The following is a 14,941-nucleotide window of genomic DNA, read 5'->3' as shown; positions in this document are numbered from 1 at the left end:
CTCGGTTGTCGCAAGACGTCGCTTGAAGGGGATACAAGCCGATGGCCCGAGTCGTCCGCGTTTTTTGGAGCATCGTCTGGCGTTCTCTCGTCATGATCACGCTAGGCGCCGGCATCAGTTGGGGATTGTCCGAACTGTTTCGCTCTCTGTTCGTCCAGTCTGAATTTTCCATCAAGTTTCGGCTCTCGCTCAGCTTTCTTCCGGCCTCCATCATGTTTGCACTATTGGCCATGCGGACCAATGAAATCCGGAATTTCCTGCTCGAGCAACGGTCGGCGATGCCGATCGCGAAATGGCGACAGACATATGCAGGATTATCGGCATGCGCTTTCATCGTTGTTATCATCAGCTGCGTTGCCGCGCTGACCTTGAATACCGATACATGGTTTGCCCTCCGGGCCTTGCTTCCCCTACCGCTGTTCGTGCTTTTTTGGGTTGGCCTCGCGATATGGCAGGCAAGATCGGCAGACATCAGTTACGCCTCGCAAAACTCCTAGGGCTTGTTAGGTCGCAGGCGTTTGTCGCATAGAGTTCAGCGGCGAAATAGCGAGGCGCTGATCTTCCGATGTATCGGTACATCTCAATTCTCCCACCGTCCGGATGGAATACGCTCTCCGACACTGAGCGTTTGATCGCGTTCTTGAAAGAGCAACCAGAGCTCAAGCAGAGAAATGCCATGAGCTTTGGCGCTGCGGATGATCGGCCATGGGTCGAGATCGCGGTTCTGAAAGCAAACTCGCCGGATAGCTGGGCGAGCGACGGCCTATTCAACCCTCAGTTCAACCGGGTCGAAATGGTTTGTTCCGACAATGAGCCTCGCCAATGGTATGAGGAGCTAGCCGCCAGGATCGCTGAATTTCTTCAATGGGATGCCGTCGAGGAATATGGATCTGACAGATAGCAATCGATGCAACTGGCGACGATTGAAGGTCATGCGGATATCCTTGCCGAGGCAATCCTAGGCATTCTTGAGAAGATAGGCGCTGGAGAGGCTGCCGGAGAGACCGTCGGCGACGACGGTGTGGTCCTGGACTTTTTTGTTGAAGATCGTCAGCTGCCGGAACGACACGAGCGTAATGTCGGGCAGGTCGGTGGCGATGATGACCTGCATCCGGTTGAAGAGTTCGACGCGCTTGGCATGGTCGTTCTCGACGGCGGCCTGTTCGAAGATACGGTCGATCTCGGGATTGTTGTAGCCGGAGCCGTTGGAGAAGGGCACACCCTTCTTGAAGTTCTTCGACCAGTAGAGACGCTGGACGCCGATGGTCGGATCGAACGTGTTGCCCATGCCGCCGGTCACGAAGGCGAAATCGCGGTCGGTATAGACGCGCTTCAGCCAGGTCGGCACATCCTGGCCGCGAAGATCGACCTTGATGCCGATTTTCGACAGCGCGTCACGGAGGTAGTCGCCGATCCGGGTATAGGTATCGCCATAGGGCATGACGTCGTGCGGCACCTGGAAGCGGATGCCGTCGGCCCCGCGCGGGAAGCCCGCCTCGTCCAGCAGCTTCTCGGCTTTTGCGGCATCGAAGGCATAGACCGGAACGTCGGGATTATAGAAGGTCTTGAGATAAGGGCTGATCGGGCTCGGGGCCGGAATGGCGTAGCCGTAGAAGGCGATATCGGCGATCTTCTGCCGGTCGATCGCGTGGGCGACGGCCTGGCGGATCTTGTCGTGCTTGAAATACTCGTTCGCCAGGTTGAATTCGATGCGGTAGACGGTCGGCGAATAGTCGTTGCCGCGATCCTCGATAGCAAGCGTCGGCAGCGTCTTGATGCGATCGATCTCGCTCAGCGATACCGGCGTATCCGGGGCGATATCGACCTCGCCGGTTTCCAGCGCCGCAACACGCGCGCTGGCATCGGGAATGAACTTGATCACGATGCGATCGAGATAGGGCCGCCCCTTGTCCCAGTAGTCGGGATTGCGGTCGAGGATGACGTGGCTTCCGACCACCCATTCGCGGAAGATGAAGGGGCCGGTGCCGATGGGCGCGCGGCCATTGGCGTTGCCCGGCAGATCCGTGCTGCCCTCATAGACATGCTTCGGCACGATGGGCGACTCGCTCGCCTGCAGCGCGCCAAGCAGATAGGGCGCAGGCTTGGAGAGCTTGATGATGGCGGTATGGTCGTCCGGCGTCGCGACTTCCGTCACGCTGGAGAAGGTGGCGCGGCCGCGCGGATGGACCTCTTTCAGCGCCAGGATCGAGAAGGCGACATCGGCGGAGGTGAAATCCTTGCCGTCATGCCATTTGACGCCCTCTCGCAGCTTGAACGTATATTGCAGGCCGTCATCACTGACATGCCATTCCGTCGCGAGCTGCGGAATGGGCTTGAAGTCCCCCAGCCCATAGGCCAGCAGACCCTCGGTCACCTTGCCGCTGACGCGGGTCGTCGGACCGGCCGTATGGGCGAGCGTCAGGAGGGTCGGCGGCTCAGGCTGAACGAGCAGGTTCAGCGTTCCGCCCGCTATCGGCTCGGCGGCCTCGGCGATGCGGCCGAAAGGCGTCACGGCGCCGATGGCGGCAAAGGCGAGGACTTGATTGAAATGGCGTCTCCTGATGTCCATGAATTCCCCCGGATCTGATCACGCGGCATATGCCTTCCGGCCATATTCGGATCGGAGACGCGGAATTCGGAAGAATGTTTTTCTCTTCATATCGGAAAGGAAAGCTTCGTGCGTCGCCATCGGGCGAGAGATAGTAATCCATCAAAAATATAGACTATTTCGCAGTTTTAGTTTTTGCTTCCGCAAAGCGGTGGTCGCGGGGAAGAAAATGTTTCCATCGCTTTAGGCAAACGCAAAGCTCGTTCTCGTCTAAGCCGGCTTGATTGTGGTGCAATCATCTCATGATGACGATCGCGACCGCCCGAAAAAAATCCATTCAGCCGACGCTGGCGCGCCTGCCGCCGCTGACATCGCTTCGCGCGTTTGTCGCCACGGCGCGGCACCTGAATTTCCTGCGTGCGGCGGAGGAGCTGCATGTGACCTCGGCGGCGGTCGGGCAGCAGATCCGGCTGCTCGAGGACTATCTCGGCCAGCCGCTTTTCCATCGCGCGCGCGGTCAATTGCAGCTGACGCCGGCCGGGCTCGCCCTGGTGCCAGGGCTTACGGATGCCTTCGACGCGGTTCTGGCCGCGATGACGCAATTTGCCGCGAGCGATCACGACTTGCCGGTGCGGGTTTCCGTGGCGCCGTCCTTCGCCAGCAAATGGCTGATCCCGCGGCTGGACGGCCTGCGCCGTGCGGCGCCGGGTCTGCAAGTCCTCGTCGAGGCGTCGGCGCAATTGACGGATCTCGATACGGGCGACGCGGATTGCGCCATCCGGTATGGCAGCGGTGCCTATCCCGGCCTCGTGGTCGATCATCTGTTCTCCGAGGCGGTCGTCCCGATTTGCAGTCCGGAATTCGCCGAGCGGTATTGGCTCCGCAACGGTCCGAAGGCGATCGAAGGCGTGCCCTTGCTGCATGAGGATGGCGCCGAGCATGATCACTCCTGCCCGGACTGGAATACCTGGCTGAGAGCCGAAGGACTATCCTATCGGCTGTCGCAGGGTGGCGGCTTCCGTCTCAATCAATCGTCCCTGGTCATCGACGCGGCGCTGGCGGGGCAGGGACTTGGGCTTGGCAAAGTCCGGCTGGCCGAAGCAGAGCTCAGGGCAGGGCGGCTCATCAGCCCCTTCGGCAGTCCTCAGCCGGTCAGCTTTTCCTATTTCTTCGCGACGACGGCCACCAAGGCGCGCCTGATGCGGGTCGATCTCTTCCGCAACTGGCTTCAGGCGGAGGCCAAGGCGCTGCAAGCGATCGATGAGGTCCTGACGTGGAACACACGCCCGGACCTCAGCATTGTCGCCGCCGAATAGAGGCGTCTCTATTTCAGCTGGAAGCCGAGCTTGCGCGCCGCGGCGGCGAGAAGATGGCGGCCCTTCAGCGCCTCGACGGTGCCGATCCTGTTCTTCACTTGCTCGGTCCAGTCAATGACTGGTATGGCTTGCTCCGCCTGAAAGCTGCCGAGCGCGGCATTGTAGTCCTTGAGATCGCCGGGACGAGGGGTCGTATCGTAGCGCTCGCGATGGAAGATGGTTGACTGCGGCAGTCGCGGCTTGATCCCGGCCGGCACGGCCGGATCGGGATAGCCGACGGTGAGGCCGAAGACCGGGAACACGCCCTCCGGCAATTCCAGTTCGCGGGCGACGAATTCCGGATCGTTGCGGATCGCGCCGATATAACAGGTGCCGAGCCCCAGCGATTCCAGCGCCGAAACGGCATTCTGCGCGGCGAGCGCCGCGTCGATGACGCCGAGCAAGAAGCTTTCGACATAATCGAGACCCTCCGCCGGCGCATCGTCATCCGTCGCGATCTTGCGTGGCCGATTGAGATCTGCAAGCCAGATCAGCAGGAGCGGAGCCTGCGCGATCTGCCGCTGGGTGCCCGCGACCGCATTCAGCCTTGCCTTGCGCGCCTCGTCTTCGATGGCGATCACGCTCCAGGCTTGCAGATTGGAAGAGCTGGGTGCCGACTGGGCGGCGGCGATCGTCAGATGGAGCACGCTGTCCGGAACCGACTTGGGGAGATAATTGCGCACGCTGCGATGCGACAGCAGCGTATCCAGCGTCTCGTTCCAATCGCCGGAAAGGCGCTGATCGTTGCGATAGCGCTCACTGGCAAGGGCAGTCAGGCGATCATCGTCTTCGGGTATGACGGGGGCTAGGGCTGTCATCGGATAGTCTCCTTCATTCGGCGGCTATGGCATAGGGATTGGCGGGGCGGGCAAGCCCGAGATGATCACGGAGCGTCCGGCCGGTATAGTCCTGTCGGAAAAGGCCACGCCGGCGCAGGATCGGCACGACCTCATCGACGAAAACCTCAAGCCCATGCGGCAGCACATCCGGCATCAGGTTGAAGCCGTCGGCGGCGCCTGCGCGAAACCAGGTCTCGATGTCGTCGGCAACCGCTTCCGGCGTGCCGACGATGGTGCGATGCCCGGTGCCGCCGTTGAGGGCCCGGATGAGACCACGCACGGTCAGCCGGTCGCGCCGCGCCAGCGCAAGGGTCGCCTGAAAGAAGGTGTGCCCACCATCCGGCGGCTGCGGAATGTCGTCCGGCAGCGGCTCGTCGAGCTTCAGCCGTTTCGGATCGACCTGCAGCACGCCCGACAGCCGCGCGAGGCTATATTCCAGCGGAATGAGCTCGCGCAGCTCTTCCTGCCGCCGTTTGGCTTCGGCTTCCGTGCTGCCGATGATGGTGGCGAGACCGGCGAGCACCAGCAGGCTGTCCGGTCCGCGACCGAAGCGCGCCGCGCGGCTTCTCAGATCGCGGGCATAGTCCAGCGCTTCCTCGAAGGATTGGGATGCGGAAAAGACAGCTTCGGCATGCTCGGCCGCCAATTCCCGACCATCGTTGGAGCCGCCGGCCTGAACGAGGACCGGATGACCCTGCGGCGGGCGCGGGACATTGTGCGGACCATGCACGGAGAAATGCTTGCCGCGATGGGCGATCGCATGCACTCGCGCGGAATCGACAAAGCGCCCGGTGGCGACATCGCCGATGAAGGCCTCTTCCTCCCAGCTATCCCACAGCGCTTTTACGACTGTGGTGAATTCGGCGGCCCGCTCGTATCGGCTGCCATGCGCCACTGGCTTTTCCAGGCCGAAGTTCCGGCTTTGCGAGAGATCGGCGCTGGTGACGATGTTCCAGCCGACGCGCCCGCCGCTCGCGTGGTCCAGCGTCGCGAAGCGGCGGGCGATGTTGTAGGGCTCGTTATAGGTGGTCGAGGCGGTGGCGATGAGGCCGATGCGGTCGGTATGAGCGGCGACGCTTGCCAGCACGATCGTCGGCTCCAGCGAGGTCAGCGGCCGAAAATCGACGCGGTCGGAAATGGCCGCCTGGTCGGCGAGGAAGATCGCATCGAAAGTACCGCGCTCGGCGATGCGGGCGACGTTGATATAGTGGTTGATGTCGAAGGAGGCGCGCGGGTCGCTTCCTTCCATCCGCCACGCCGCCGGTGAGAATCCGGAATGCAGGATATTGATGTTGAGGTGAAGCTGTCGTTCCAAACTCATTGAAATATCCCAGGTTCCGGAAACTCTCCCGTCAGGAACCAGTGCCCCACATTGCGGGTCTTGTATTCGGCGGGATTGTGCAGCGTGTGGATGCGGACGTTGCGCCAGAAGCGGTCGAAGCCATAGGGCCTGACGGCGGAGCGCGCGCCCATCACCTCGAAGATCTCGCTGGTCACCTCCAGGGCGACGCGGCCCGCCAGCACATTGGCGGAGGCGACCGCGATTGCCGTCCTGCCGCGATCCTCCTCGGTCAATTCGTGACCCTTGGCATAGGCCTCGTCCAGCACGGTCAGTGCCCGGTCGGCAAGCGCCGTTGCCGCCTGCACCTTGATCCAGAGCTCGCCATATTGCCGCTTGATCCAGGGGTCGTCCTGATGGCGTTCGACGCCGGAATAGATCCATGGCCGCGATTTGGTGACGGTGTAGTCGCGCGCCGCGATCAAGGCACCTTGGGCGCTGCCGATGAAGACGTTGAGCAGCACGCTCTGCTGCTGCATCGGCGTCAGCAAGGTGATCGGATCGCGCGGCCGCTCCGGCAGGATCTCGGCGGCCCGGATTTTTACATCCTTGTAGAAGACCTTGCCGCTGCCGGTCTGGCGCTGGCCGATGCCGTCCCAATCGTCGGCGATGGTGATCCCTTCGCGGCTCGGCGGGATATAGGCGACGCTGCGCTCATTCGTCTCCTCGTCCTCCCAGGCGACCGTCAGGTAATCGGCGACATGCGAGCCGGAAGCAAAGGGCCGGAAGCCGTTGAGGATGACGCCGCCATCCGGCTCACGCCGGCCGAAAAGGCTCTTGGAGAAGCTGTTGGTGGTATTGCCCCAGAACCATCGGCCCGCCGCCGAACGGCGCAGGATGTCCTCGGAGCGAGGATCGGGGCCGGCAGTGACGGCGTTCTGCAACGGGCTGAAATGATAGCCGTAGAGATGCCCGATCGACCCGTCCACCTTGGCGAATTCGCGCACGATCCGCATCGCCGTCGAATAGCGCTCGCCGAGGCCGCCGAATTCCGTGGGGATCAGCAGATTGACGAGGCCGCTTTCCTTCAGAAGCCGGACCTGCTCCTCAGGCCTGCCGCCCTGCTGGTCGCGCTCGATCGCGTCTCGCGCGAAGATGTCCCGCAGCTCCGCCGCTTTCGCCAGGTGCGGATTTGACGTATCCGGCGCGAAGAGAGTGGGCGAGGGTAGCGTCGTCTCGAAGCCGCTGGGTTTGACGGTCATCCTTCATTCCCCTTCATTTGTGGAGGCGCGGAAAGCCGTGGCGCTCGGACAGGAGTTCAAGAATGCGATCCGTCGCGCTGACGAAGCGGGTTCCATTCCGGTTTGCAGCATCGGCGGGTGCCTCGTCCGCCAGAATGAGCACCGGTAGCGACTGGTTTTCCTCGCCGATGGCCTCGATCACCTTCTGGCGTGGCCGCGCGAAGGGAACACGCTCGACGTCGATGGCCGAGGCAAGATCGGGAAAACTGGCGAGCAGGCCCTCGATTGCGTTGCAATGGGGGCAGACGAAGGTGATGCCGGGGTGCTTGGGATCGGAAAACCCCGACGAAATCAGAAACAGCTTGTCACGCGCCATTGGTCTTCTCCTATTCTGCTGCGACCGCATTGCCTGCGGAAAAACGGTTGGACGGGCGCTTCAGCCCGAGATTTTCGCGTAGCGTCGACCCCTCGTATTCCTGGCGGAACAGACCACGGCGGCGCAGTTCCGGCACGACGAGATTGATGAAATCGGCCAGTCCGCCCGGCATGATCGGCGCCATGATGTTGAAGCCGTCGGCGCCGTAGTTCTCGAAGCGCTCTTCCAGCACGTCGGCGATCTGCGTCGGTGTGCCGACGACCTGCCAATGGCCGCGCGCGCCGGCGATGCGCAGATAGAGCTGGCGGATCGTCAGGTTTTCGCGGCGCGCGAGATCGAGCACCAATTCCTGGCGGCTCTTGCCGGCATTGGTTGCCGGCGGGTCGAGTGGCACCGGGCCGTCGAGCGGATAGGAGCGGAGATCGACACCGCTCAGCTGCGACAGGAGATTAAGGCCGACCTCCGGCTGGATCAGCTCCTGCAGCGCCTCGAACTTCTCATGCGCCTCCGCTTCGCTTCGTCCGATCACGGGGAAGATGCCCGGCAGGATCTTCAGATCGTCGGGGGAGCGGCCAAATTTTCCGAGCCTTCCTTTCACGTCGGCGTAGAAGGCCGTGGCTTCCTCAAGGGTGATCTGTGCCGCAAAGATCGCTTCCGCCGTGCGGGCGGCCAGCTCCTTGCCGGGCTCGGAGGCGCCGGCCTGCACGAGGACCGGCCGGCCCTGCGGCGAGCGCGGAATGTTCAGCGGTCCGCGAACCTTGAAATGTTGCCCCTTGTGATCGAGCCGATGCAATTTCTCGGGGTCGAAATAGCGGCCGCTCTCACGGTCGCGTATGAAGGCGTCGTCGTCCCAGCTATCCCAGAGGCCAAGCACGACATCGGCGAATTCCTCCGCGCGATCGTAGCGGTCGCCATGCAGGATCTGTGTATCGTGGCCGAAATTATAGGCGGCGTCGGGATCGGATGAGGTGACGAGGTTCCAGCCGGCCCGCCCGCCGCTCAACCTGTCGAGCGATCCGAACTGCCGGGCGAGATTATAGGGATCGGAGTAGCTGGTGGAGGCCGTGGCGATCAGGCCGATATTCTTGGTCACGCTGGAAAGCGCCGACAGCAGGGTGATCGGCTCGAAGGGATAGACGCCGCTATGCGCCTTGCGGCTTGCCGCATCGACATCCTTCAAACGTGCGGCGACGCCGTCGGCAAAGAAGATCGCATCGAATTTCGCCGCCTCCGCCAGCTTGGCCAGCTCGAGATAATTCTCGAATTCCGTGCCGATCGACGCCTGCGGATGTCGCCAGGCGGCGACATGGTGGCCGGTGAACAGCAGGAAGGCGCCAAGCTTGATCTTGTCCTTGCGTCTTGCCATGGAAGGTCCTTTCAGCGGTACATGGCGGGAACCGGGAACTCTCCGGTCAAAAGCCAGGTGCCGACGGTGCGTTTCTTGTATTCGGCGGGATTGTGCAGGCTGTGGGTGCGGACATTGCGCCAGAAGCGGTCGAAGCCATTGGCGTTGGTCGCCGAGCGGGCGCCCATGACCTCAAAAATCTCGCTGGAGACGGCGAGGCCGATTTCGCCGGCATAGACATTCGCCGTTGCTATATCGATGGCGGCGGCGCCTCTGTCGTCATGTGAGAGGCCCGGTCCCTGGTTGAAGGCTTCGTCCAGGCTCCGCGCCGCCTTGTCGGCGAGCTCGGTCGCGGCCAGCGTCTTGATGTAGAGATCGCCATACTGCCGCTTGATCCATGGATCGTCGGTATGCTTGTCGACGCCGGAATAGATCCATGGGCGCGAGGATGCCGTCGTGTAATTTCGGCCCTCGTCGAGTGCGCCCTGGGCGCTGCCGACGAAGACGTTGAGCAGCACGCTCTGCTGCAACAGGGAGGTCAGCGACGTATAGGGTGTCAAGGGCACATGCGGCGAGTTGATTACCTCCTCGTCGAGAATTTCGACGTTGTGGAAGCTGACGGTGCCGCTGCCGGTCTGGCGCTGGCCGATCCCGTCCCAGTCGTCCTCGATGACGATGCCGTCGCGGCCGGCGGGCACGGCTGCGGTGAGGCGCTCTCTTTCCGGGTTCTCCCAGGAAATCTGAATGTAGTCGGCGATATGAGAGCCGGAGGAAAACGGCCGTTTGCCGCTGACGATCCAGCCGTTGTCGATCCGCCGTCCGGACGATGTCTTTGACATGGCATTGCCGGAATTGCCCCAGATCAGATTTCCCGCCGCCGATGCGCGCAGCCAGCGATCCTTCTGCGCATTCGAACCGCGAAAGAGAACGAGATTGAGCGGGAGGTGGTGATATCCGAAAAGATGCGCCAGCGAGCCGTCGGTGCGGGCGAATTCCCGCACCGCGCGCAGGATGGAGAGCCAGGAGACTCCCTGCCCGCCATAATGCCGGGGAATTTGCGCCGAAGGCAGCCCGCTTTCCTTCAGCAGGCGGATCTGCTCGATCGGCCGGCCGCCCTGCTTGTCGCGCTGGATAGCGTCACGATCAAAGATCTGCCGCAGCTCGACGGCCCTGGCGATCAGGGGATCTGTTGTATCCGCTTCGAAGGACATATTCGCCTCATGCATCCGGCCGTGGCGGCCTTGCTTCGCATCTGGCGTCAAGGGTTCGGCGACTGCTGCCGCAAGTCCAGCAATATCTATTTGATCTCATGAGAAGAAAATCTTTCGCCGGCGAGCGTCTCTGGCGAGACCGCCCGCAAGAGACGCGCTTGCTCCAGCCGCGCGATTGCTCCCTGCGGAACGTTGTCCGCGCCGCGGGCATCGTGAGCGATGACAAATTCGAGGTGGTCCGGCTAAATAGAATATAATTTCTATAGATTATAATATTTACTGCTAGCCTCTCGTGACTCTGATTGGGGAGAAAACGATGACCGGTCATCGCAACCGAATAGGAGGCGGACGAACATGAGCAATCCTTCGTATCTGAAGATCAGCCATGTGACACGGCGGTTCCAGGTCAATGGCGAAAGCCTGACGGCGCTCGACGATGTCAGCCTCGACATTGCCGAAGGCGAGTTTGTCACCATCGTTGGCGCCAGCGGCTGCGGAAAATCGACGCTGCTACGTCTCGGTGCCGGGCTGGATACCGCCACCTCCGGTTCGATCACCCATGCGGGCAGGCCCGTCACCGAACCGAGCCTCGATCGCGGCATCGTCTTCCAGGAGCCCCGGTTGTTTCCGTGGCTGACGGTCGCCCGCAACATCGCGCTCGGCCTGGAGAATTCCGGCCACGGTAAGGCGGACAAAAGGCGGCTCGTCGAGGAGCATCTCGAACTTGTCGGACTTTCCGGCTTCGCCAATGCCTATCCGCACCAGCTCTCGGGCGGCATGGCGCAGCGCGCCGGCATTGCCCGCGGTCTGGTCAATCGCCCGAACGTGCTGTTTCTCGACGAACCTTTCGGCGCGCTCGACGCGATCACCAAGGCCCGGCTGCAGGACGAGCTGCAGGAAATCTGGGCGAAGGAGCGCATCACCATGGTTCTGGTGACGCATGATGTCGATGAGGCTGCCTATCTCGGCGACCGCGTCGTCGTCATGTCGCCGCGGCCCGGCCGGATCCGCGAGATCGTCCCGGTGGGATTGCCACGCCTGCGCGAAAGGACCTCGCCGGCGCTGACCGAGATACGCAACCGCGTCCTGGAAAGCCTCAATACGACGACGCTTCCCACGCCAAGTCCCCGCGCGATCTTGCCGGGGGGAGGGCAACGCCCGGCCGACATCAGGCCGGTGATCGCCGCCGTCAGATAAATCAGAAAAACGGAGTAGCTTTATGAAACTCGTATCTCTTTCCCGCCTGGCCGCGGGCGTGGCTCTCGCCCTGGGCATGCTTGCAACAGCCGCCCAGGCTGAGCAGCCGCTGGTCATCCATGTTGGCTATGCCGCGATCGGCGTCGACAATCGTCCCTATGCGGAGGGAACCTCGGCAGCGACCGCGCGCGCCGGCGAATATCTGGAAAAGGAATTCGCCAACGATCCCAACGTCAAGATCGAATGGACCTTCTTCAAGGGCGCAGGCCCGGCCGTGAACGAGGGTTTTGCCAATGACCAGCTCGATTTCGCCTATCAGGGTGACCTGCCGTCGCTGATCGGCCGTGCCACCGGTCTGAAGACCAAGTATCTTCTCGCCAGCGGTGCGCGCAAGCCGCTCTACTTGGCAGTCGCCAAGGATTCCGGCATCAAGACGATCGAGGATCTGAAGGGCCGGAAGATCGCGTTGCAGCGCGGCACCAACGGGCATCTTTCCGCAATCAAGATCCTGCAGGCACATGGTCTCAGCGAACGTGACGTCCAGGTCGTCAATCTCGATAGCGCCGGTACGGTCGCCGCCCTGAGCAGCAAGGATATCGATGCCGCCTTCGGCGACACGCAACTGATCAACCTCGCCGCCAAGGGCAGTGCCGATGTCATCTATACGACGAAGGGCGACGATCCGCGCTTCGGCCGCAATGCCGGCATCATCGGTCGCGAAGCCTTCATCGACGCCCATCCCGAGATCACGCAGCGCGTCGTCGATGCTTTCGTCAAGGCGGCACAATGGTCGTCGGAGGAGAGCAACCGGGCAGCCCTGTTCGAACTCTGGCACAAGTCCGGCACGGAGATCCCGATCCTCGAGGAATATTTCCGCAACGACAAGCTCGCCTATCGCAATTCGCCGCTGATCGATGAGCTGCTTGTCTCGCAGTACAAGGAGCAGGCGGCGAAGAGCAAGGAATACGGCCTCATTCGCCGCGACGTCGATCTCAACGGCTGGTTCGAGCCAAAATACCTCAACAATGCGCTGGAAAAGCTCGGCCTGAAGACCTTCTGGCAGCCCTATGGCGCGGATGGAAAGCCAGCCGCGTCCTGAGCGAGGCATCGAAACAGAATGAAGGGGCGGGCATGGCCGCGTTTTCAGAAACAGCCGCGCATGCCGGCATCCGGTTTTCCGATGCATGGCGCAAGCGTCTTGCCGTCGGGGCCACGGCCCTGGTCGTTCCGCTTGGGCTGATGGTCCTCTGGTGGGTTGCTTCCGCCAGGGGCTGGCTGCCGCAGCAGATCCTGCCGGCGCCGGATTATGTCTACCAGACGGCGCGGGACATGATCCTCAGCGGCGAGCTTCTGTATCATACGGGCGTGAGCCTCCGCCGCGTCGTCATCGGCTTTGCCATCGGTGCCGGCGCCGGCCTCGTGCTCGGGGTCTCTATGGGGCTTTCGGAGCGGGTCGAAGACTATGTGAAGCCGTTGTTCATCGCTTTCGCGCAGATCCCGACGCTTGGCTGGATACCGCTCCTCATGCTGCTCGTCGGCATCGACGAGACCCTGAAGATCATCGTCATCGCCAAGGGTGCGATCGTGCCGATGACATTGAACACGCTCACGGGCATTCGCGGCGTCTCGCCTCGATATCTGGAGGTCGGCCGCGCCTTGCGGTTCAGCCATTGGCAGACATTGCGGCTGATCGTATTGCCCGGCGCCGTACCGTCGATGTTCACCGGCATTCGCTATGGTCTCACGCATTCCTGGACTTCGCTCGTCGGCGTAGAGCTTCTGGCCTCTTCGGAAGGGCTCGGCTATCTCTTGATCTGGGGTCGGCAGATGTTCTGGCTGGACACCGTCATCGTCGCGATGATTGCCATCGGCCTTGTCGGTTTCATCATGGACAAGAGCCTGGATCGCACCGAGACGCTGATCCAGCGCTGGAAGCGGCAGGAGATCTGACCATGGCCACCGCGAGCAGGGCAGTGCGGTTTCGTCGCGGCATCACCTTGCCGATCCTGTTGTTCGTTGCCTGGGAAGTGTCGAATCGGACCGGCCTTGCCGACCCGCGCTTTCTGCCGTCGCTGGAAGATATTGCCCGCACCGCGAAGCGCGAGTTGTTCGACAACGATCTGATCGGCGAACTCGGTTTCAGCCTGATGCGCAATATCGCCGGATTTCTGATCGGCTGCGGTTTCGGGATCGGCTTCGGGACCTTTCTGGCGCTCTCACGCATCGCCGACACGCTGCTGACGCCGACCTTCAATGGATTGAAGCAGATCTCGCTGCTGGCCTGGATACCCTTGATCTCCGTCTGGTTCGGTTTCGGCGAGCAGGCGAAGATCGTCTTCGTGGCGCTGGCATCCTTCATCCCCATCACGCTCAACACCTATGATGGCATGCGCGATGCGCCCGCCGATTTGATCGAGGTCGGGCGCGCCCTGAAATTCAACGCCCGGCAACGGGTGCTGCGCATCTATCTTCCGTCCGCCATGCCGTCGATCGCGACCGGCGTGCATCTCGGCCTGATCTATGCATGGCTCGCGACGGTCGGCGCCGAATATTTCCTCGCCGTCGGCCGCGGCGTCGGCGGTCTGGTCATTGCCGGCCGTGAACGGTTCGACATGGCCTTGGTAATGGTCGGTGTCCTCGTGCTCGGTCTCGTCGGCTTTTCACTGAACCGTCTGGCGCATGCCCTTGAAGCCTATCTGCTGCGCTGGCGGCCAAAACGGACGCCGTGAATGAACAGGCGGAGCGGATTTCTCATCGCGATGGCGCGATCCATTCGTGATGCATTTGTTCTGAATGCCGCTCGGGTCCTGAACACTTGGTGACCTGCTCATGCGACCATGTATCCGCCGTCAACAGGCATGGAAATCCCGTTCACCATCGCAGCCTCGTCGGACAGAAGAAACAGGATGATTTCTGCGATGTCGATGGGATCGGCGAAGCGCCCGACCGGGATGCGGCCCAGCATTCCGGCGGCCTTCTCAGGATCGCTCCACGCCTTCACCGCCATCGGGGTCAAGGTCACTGTCGGGTGAATGCCGTTCGTGCGAATGCCATGCGGCGCCAATTCCTTCGCCATTACCCGCGTCAGGCCGTCGAGCCCGCTTTTTGAAGCGCAGTATGCGGCGTGATCCGGTATGCCGACGAAGGACGCGACTGACGATACATTGACGATCGCTCCCTTCCGTCCGGTATCGATGATGAACCGGGCGTACTCCTGGGCGACGATCATCGGCGCGCGAGTATTGACCGCGTAGAGATGATCGAATGCCTCAACCGTTGTCTCGAGGAACGGCTGGAGTTCTGTTGTCCCGGCGCAATTGACGAGCAGGTCTGCGGGCAGGGAGGCCCTGGCCGCCTCCCGTGTCGCCTTGGCGTCGGAAAGATCGACCTGAATGGCACGGCATCCCAGTTCCTTTAGTTCCCTCACGTCATCAGCACTTCGCGTAAGCGCGGCGACGGTCGCTCCCCGGGAAATCAGCAGGTCAACGGTAGACCTGCCGATACCTTTGCCCGCGCCCGTGACGATGACTGTCTTGCCTTGAAGGCTCAT

The 14,941-nt window shown here is 62.1% G+C and carries 15 protein-coding genes; 7 read left to right on the top strand and 8 right to left on the bottom strand.

Features of this window, described 5'->3' with window-relative positions; genetic code table 11:
- The first annotated feature begins 41 nt into the window (after positions 1 to 41).
- Positions 42 to 497, top strand: a complete 456-nt coding sequence (locus FHX11_RS11580; protein ID WP_184357768.1) for a hypothetical protein — start codon at positions 42 to 44, stop codon at positions 495 to 497.
- Positions 498 to 565: 68 nt separating this feature from the next.
- Positions 566 to 901 carry a hypothetical protein gene (locus tag FHX11_RS11575; protein WP_184357767.1) on the top strand — a complete coding sequence of 112 codons (336 nt, stop codon included), beginning with the start codon at positions 566 to 568 and terminating at the stop codon, positions 899 to 901.
- A 57-nt stretch (positions 902 to 958) separates the two neighbouring features.
- On the opposite strand, the gene FHX11_RS11570 is transcribed toward FHX11_RS11575, so the two are convergent.
- Positions 959 to 2,569 carry an ABC transporter substrate-binding protein gene (locus tag FHX11_RS11570; RefSeq protein ID WP_184357766.1) on the bottom strand — a complete coding sequence of 537 codons (1,611 nt, stop codon included), beginning with the start codon at positions 2,567 to 2,569 and terminating at the stop codon, positions 959 to 961.
- Between the two features lie 281 nt (positions 2,570 to 2,850).
- On the opposite strand from FHX11_RS11570, the gene FHX11_RS11565 reads away from it, so the two are divergent.
- A complete protein-coding gene (locus FHX11_RS11565; RefSeq protein WP_184357765.1) occupies positions 2,851 to 3,864 on the top strand; it encodes a LysR substrate-binding domain-containing protein in 1,014 nt (337 codons plus the stop codon).
- 8 nt (positions 3,865 to 3,872) lie between these two features.
- Here FHX11_RS11565 and FHX11_RS11560 read toward each other — a convergent pair whose 3' ends face one another.
- From FHX11_RS11560 to FHX11_RS11535, 6 genes are read right to left on the bottom strand one after another with little or no spacing between them, the layout of a single operon-like run.
- Positions 3,873 to 4,721 (bottom strand): NADPH-dependent oxidoreductase, encoded by an 849-nt coding sequence (locus tag FHX11_RS11560; RefSeq protein ID WP_184357764.1) that lies wholly within the window; start codon positions 4,719 to 4,721, stop codon positions 3,873 to 3,875.
- 13 nt (positions 4,722 to 4,734) lie between these two features.
- Entirely contained in the window at positions 4,735 to 6,063 is a 1,329-nt protein-coding gene (locus FHX11_RS11555) for an LLM class flavin-dependent oxidoreductase (RefSeq protein ID WP_184357763.1), read from the bottom strand.
- Positions 6,060 to 7,283, bottom strand: a complete 1,224-nt coding sequence (locus tag FHX11_RS11550; RefSeq protein ID WP_184357762.1) for an acyl-CoA dehydrogenase family protein — start codon at positions 7,281 to 7,283, stop codon at positions 6,060 to 6,062. Before FHX11_RS11550 ends, FHX11_RS11555 begins: the two co-directional genes overlap by 4 nt.
- Before the next feature lie 13 nt (positions 7,284 to 7,296).
- A complete protein-coding gene (locus tag FHX11_RS11545) occupies positions 7,297 to 7,638 on the bottom strand; it encodes a DUF3088 domain-containing protein (protein ID WP_184357761.1) in 342 nt (113 codons plus the stop codon).
- Between the two features lie 10 nt (positions 7,639 to 7,648).
- Complete coding sequence (locus tag FHX11_RS11540; RefSeq protein WP_184357760.1) at positions 7,649 to 9,004, bottom strand: LLM class flavin-dependent oxidoreductase; 1,356 nt, start codon at positions 9,002 to 9,004, stop codon at positions 7,649 to 7,651.
- A gap of 11 nt (positions 9,005 to 9,015) precedes the next feature.
- On the bottom strand, positions 9,016 to 10,194 hold the full coding sequence (locus tag FHX11_RS11535; RefSeq protein ID WP_184357759.1) for an acyl-CoA dehydrogenase family protein: 1,179 nt from the start codon (positions 10,192 to 10,194) through the stop codon (positions 9,016 to 9,018).
- Positions 10,195 to 10,548: 354 nt separating this feature from the next.
- Between FHX11_RS11535 and FHX11_RS11530 the strand changes: the two genes are divergently transcribed.
- The 4 genes from FHX11_RS11530 to FHX11_RS11515 are packed head-to-tail and all read left to right on the top strand — an operon-like array spanning position 10,549 to position 14,120.
- The gene (locus FHX11_RS11530; protein WP_184357758.1) at positions 10,549 to 11,391 is read left to right on the top strand and encodes an ABC transporter ATP-binding protein; all 843 of its coding nucleotides are present in this window, start codon (positions 10,549 to 10,551) and stop codon (positions 11,389 to 11,391) included.
- Positions 11,392 to 11,413: 22 nt separating this feature from the next.
- A complete protein-coding gene (locus FHX11_RS11525; RefSeq protein ID WP_184357757.1) occupies positions 11,414 to 12,490 on the top strand; it encodes an ABC transporter substrate-binding protein in 1,077 nt (358 codons plus the stop codon).
- 32 nt (positions 12,491 to 12,522) lie between these two features.
- Complete coding sequence (locus FHX11_RS11520; RefSeq protein ID WP_184357756.1) at positions 12,523 to 13,341, top strand: ABC transporter permease; 819 nt, start codon at positions 12,523 to 12,525, stop codon at positions 13,339 to 13,341.
- Between the two features lie 2 nt (positions 13,342 to 13,343).
- Positions 13,344 to 14,120: an ABC transporter permease gene (locus FHX11_RS11515; protein ID WP_184357755.1), complete on the top strand. Its 777-nt coding sequence runs from the start codon at positions 13,344 to 13,346 to the stop codon at positions 14,118 to 14,120.
- Between the two features lie 98 nt (positions 14,121 to 14,218).
- Here the strand turns inward: FHX11_RS11515 and FHX11_RS11510 are convergent, their stop codons facing one another.
- Positions 14,219 to 14,941: an SDR family oxidoreductase gene (locus tag FHX11_RS11510; RefSeq protein WP_184357754.1), complete on the bottom strand. Its 723-nt coding sequence runs from the start codon at positions 14,939 to 14,941 to the stop codon at positions 14,219 to 14,221.

Source organism: Rhizobium sp. BK602, assembly GCF_014195095.1.
GTDB lineage: Bacteria > Pseudomonadota > Alphaproteobacteria > Rhizobiales > Rhizobiaceae > Rhizobium.
Note: the sequence above shows the minus strand (reverse complement) of the source record. Positions and strands in the feature narration are given on the sequence as shown.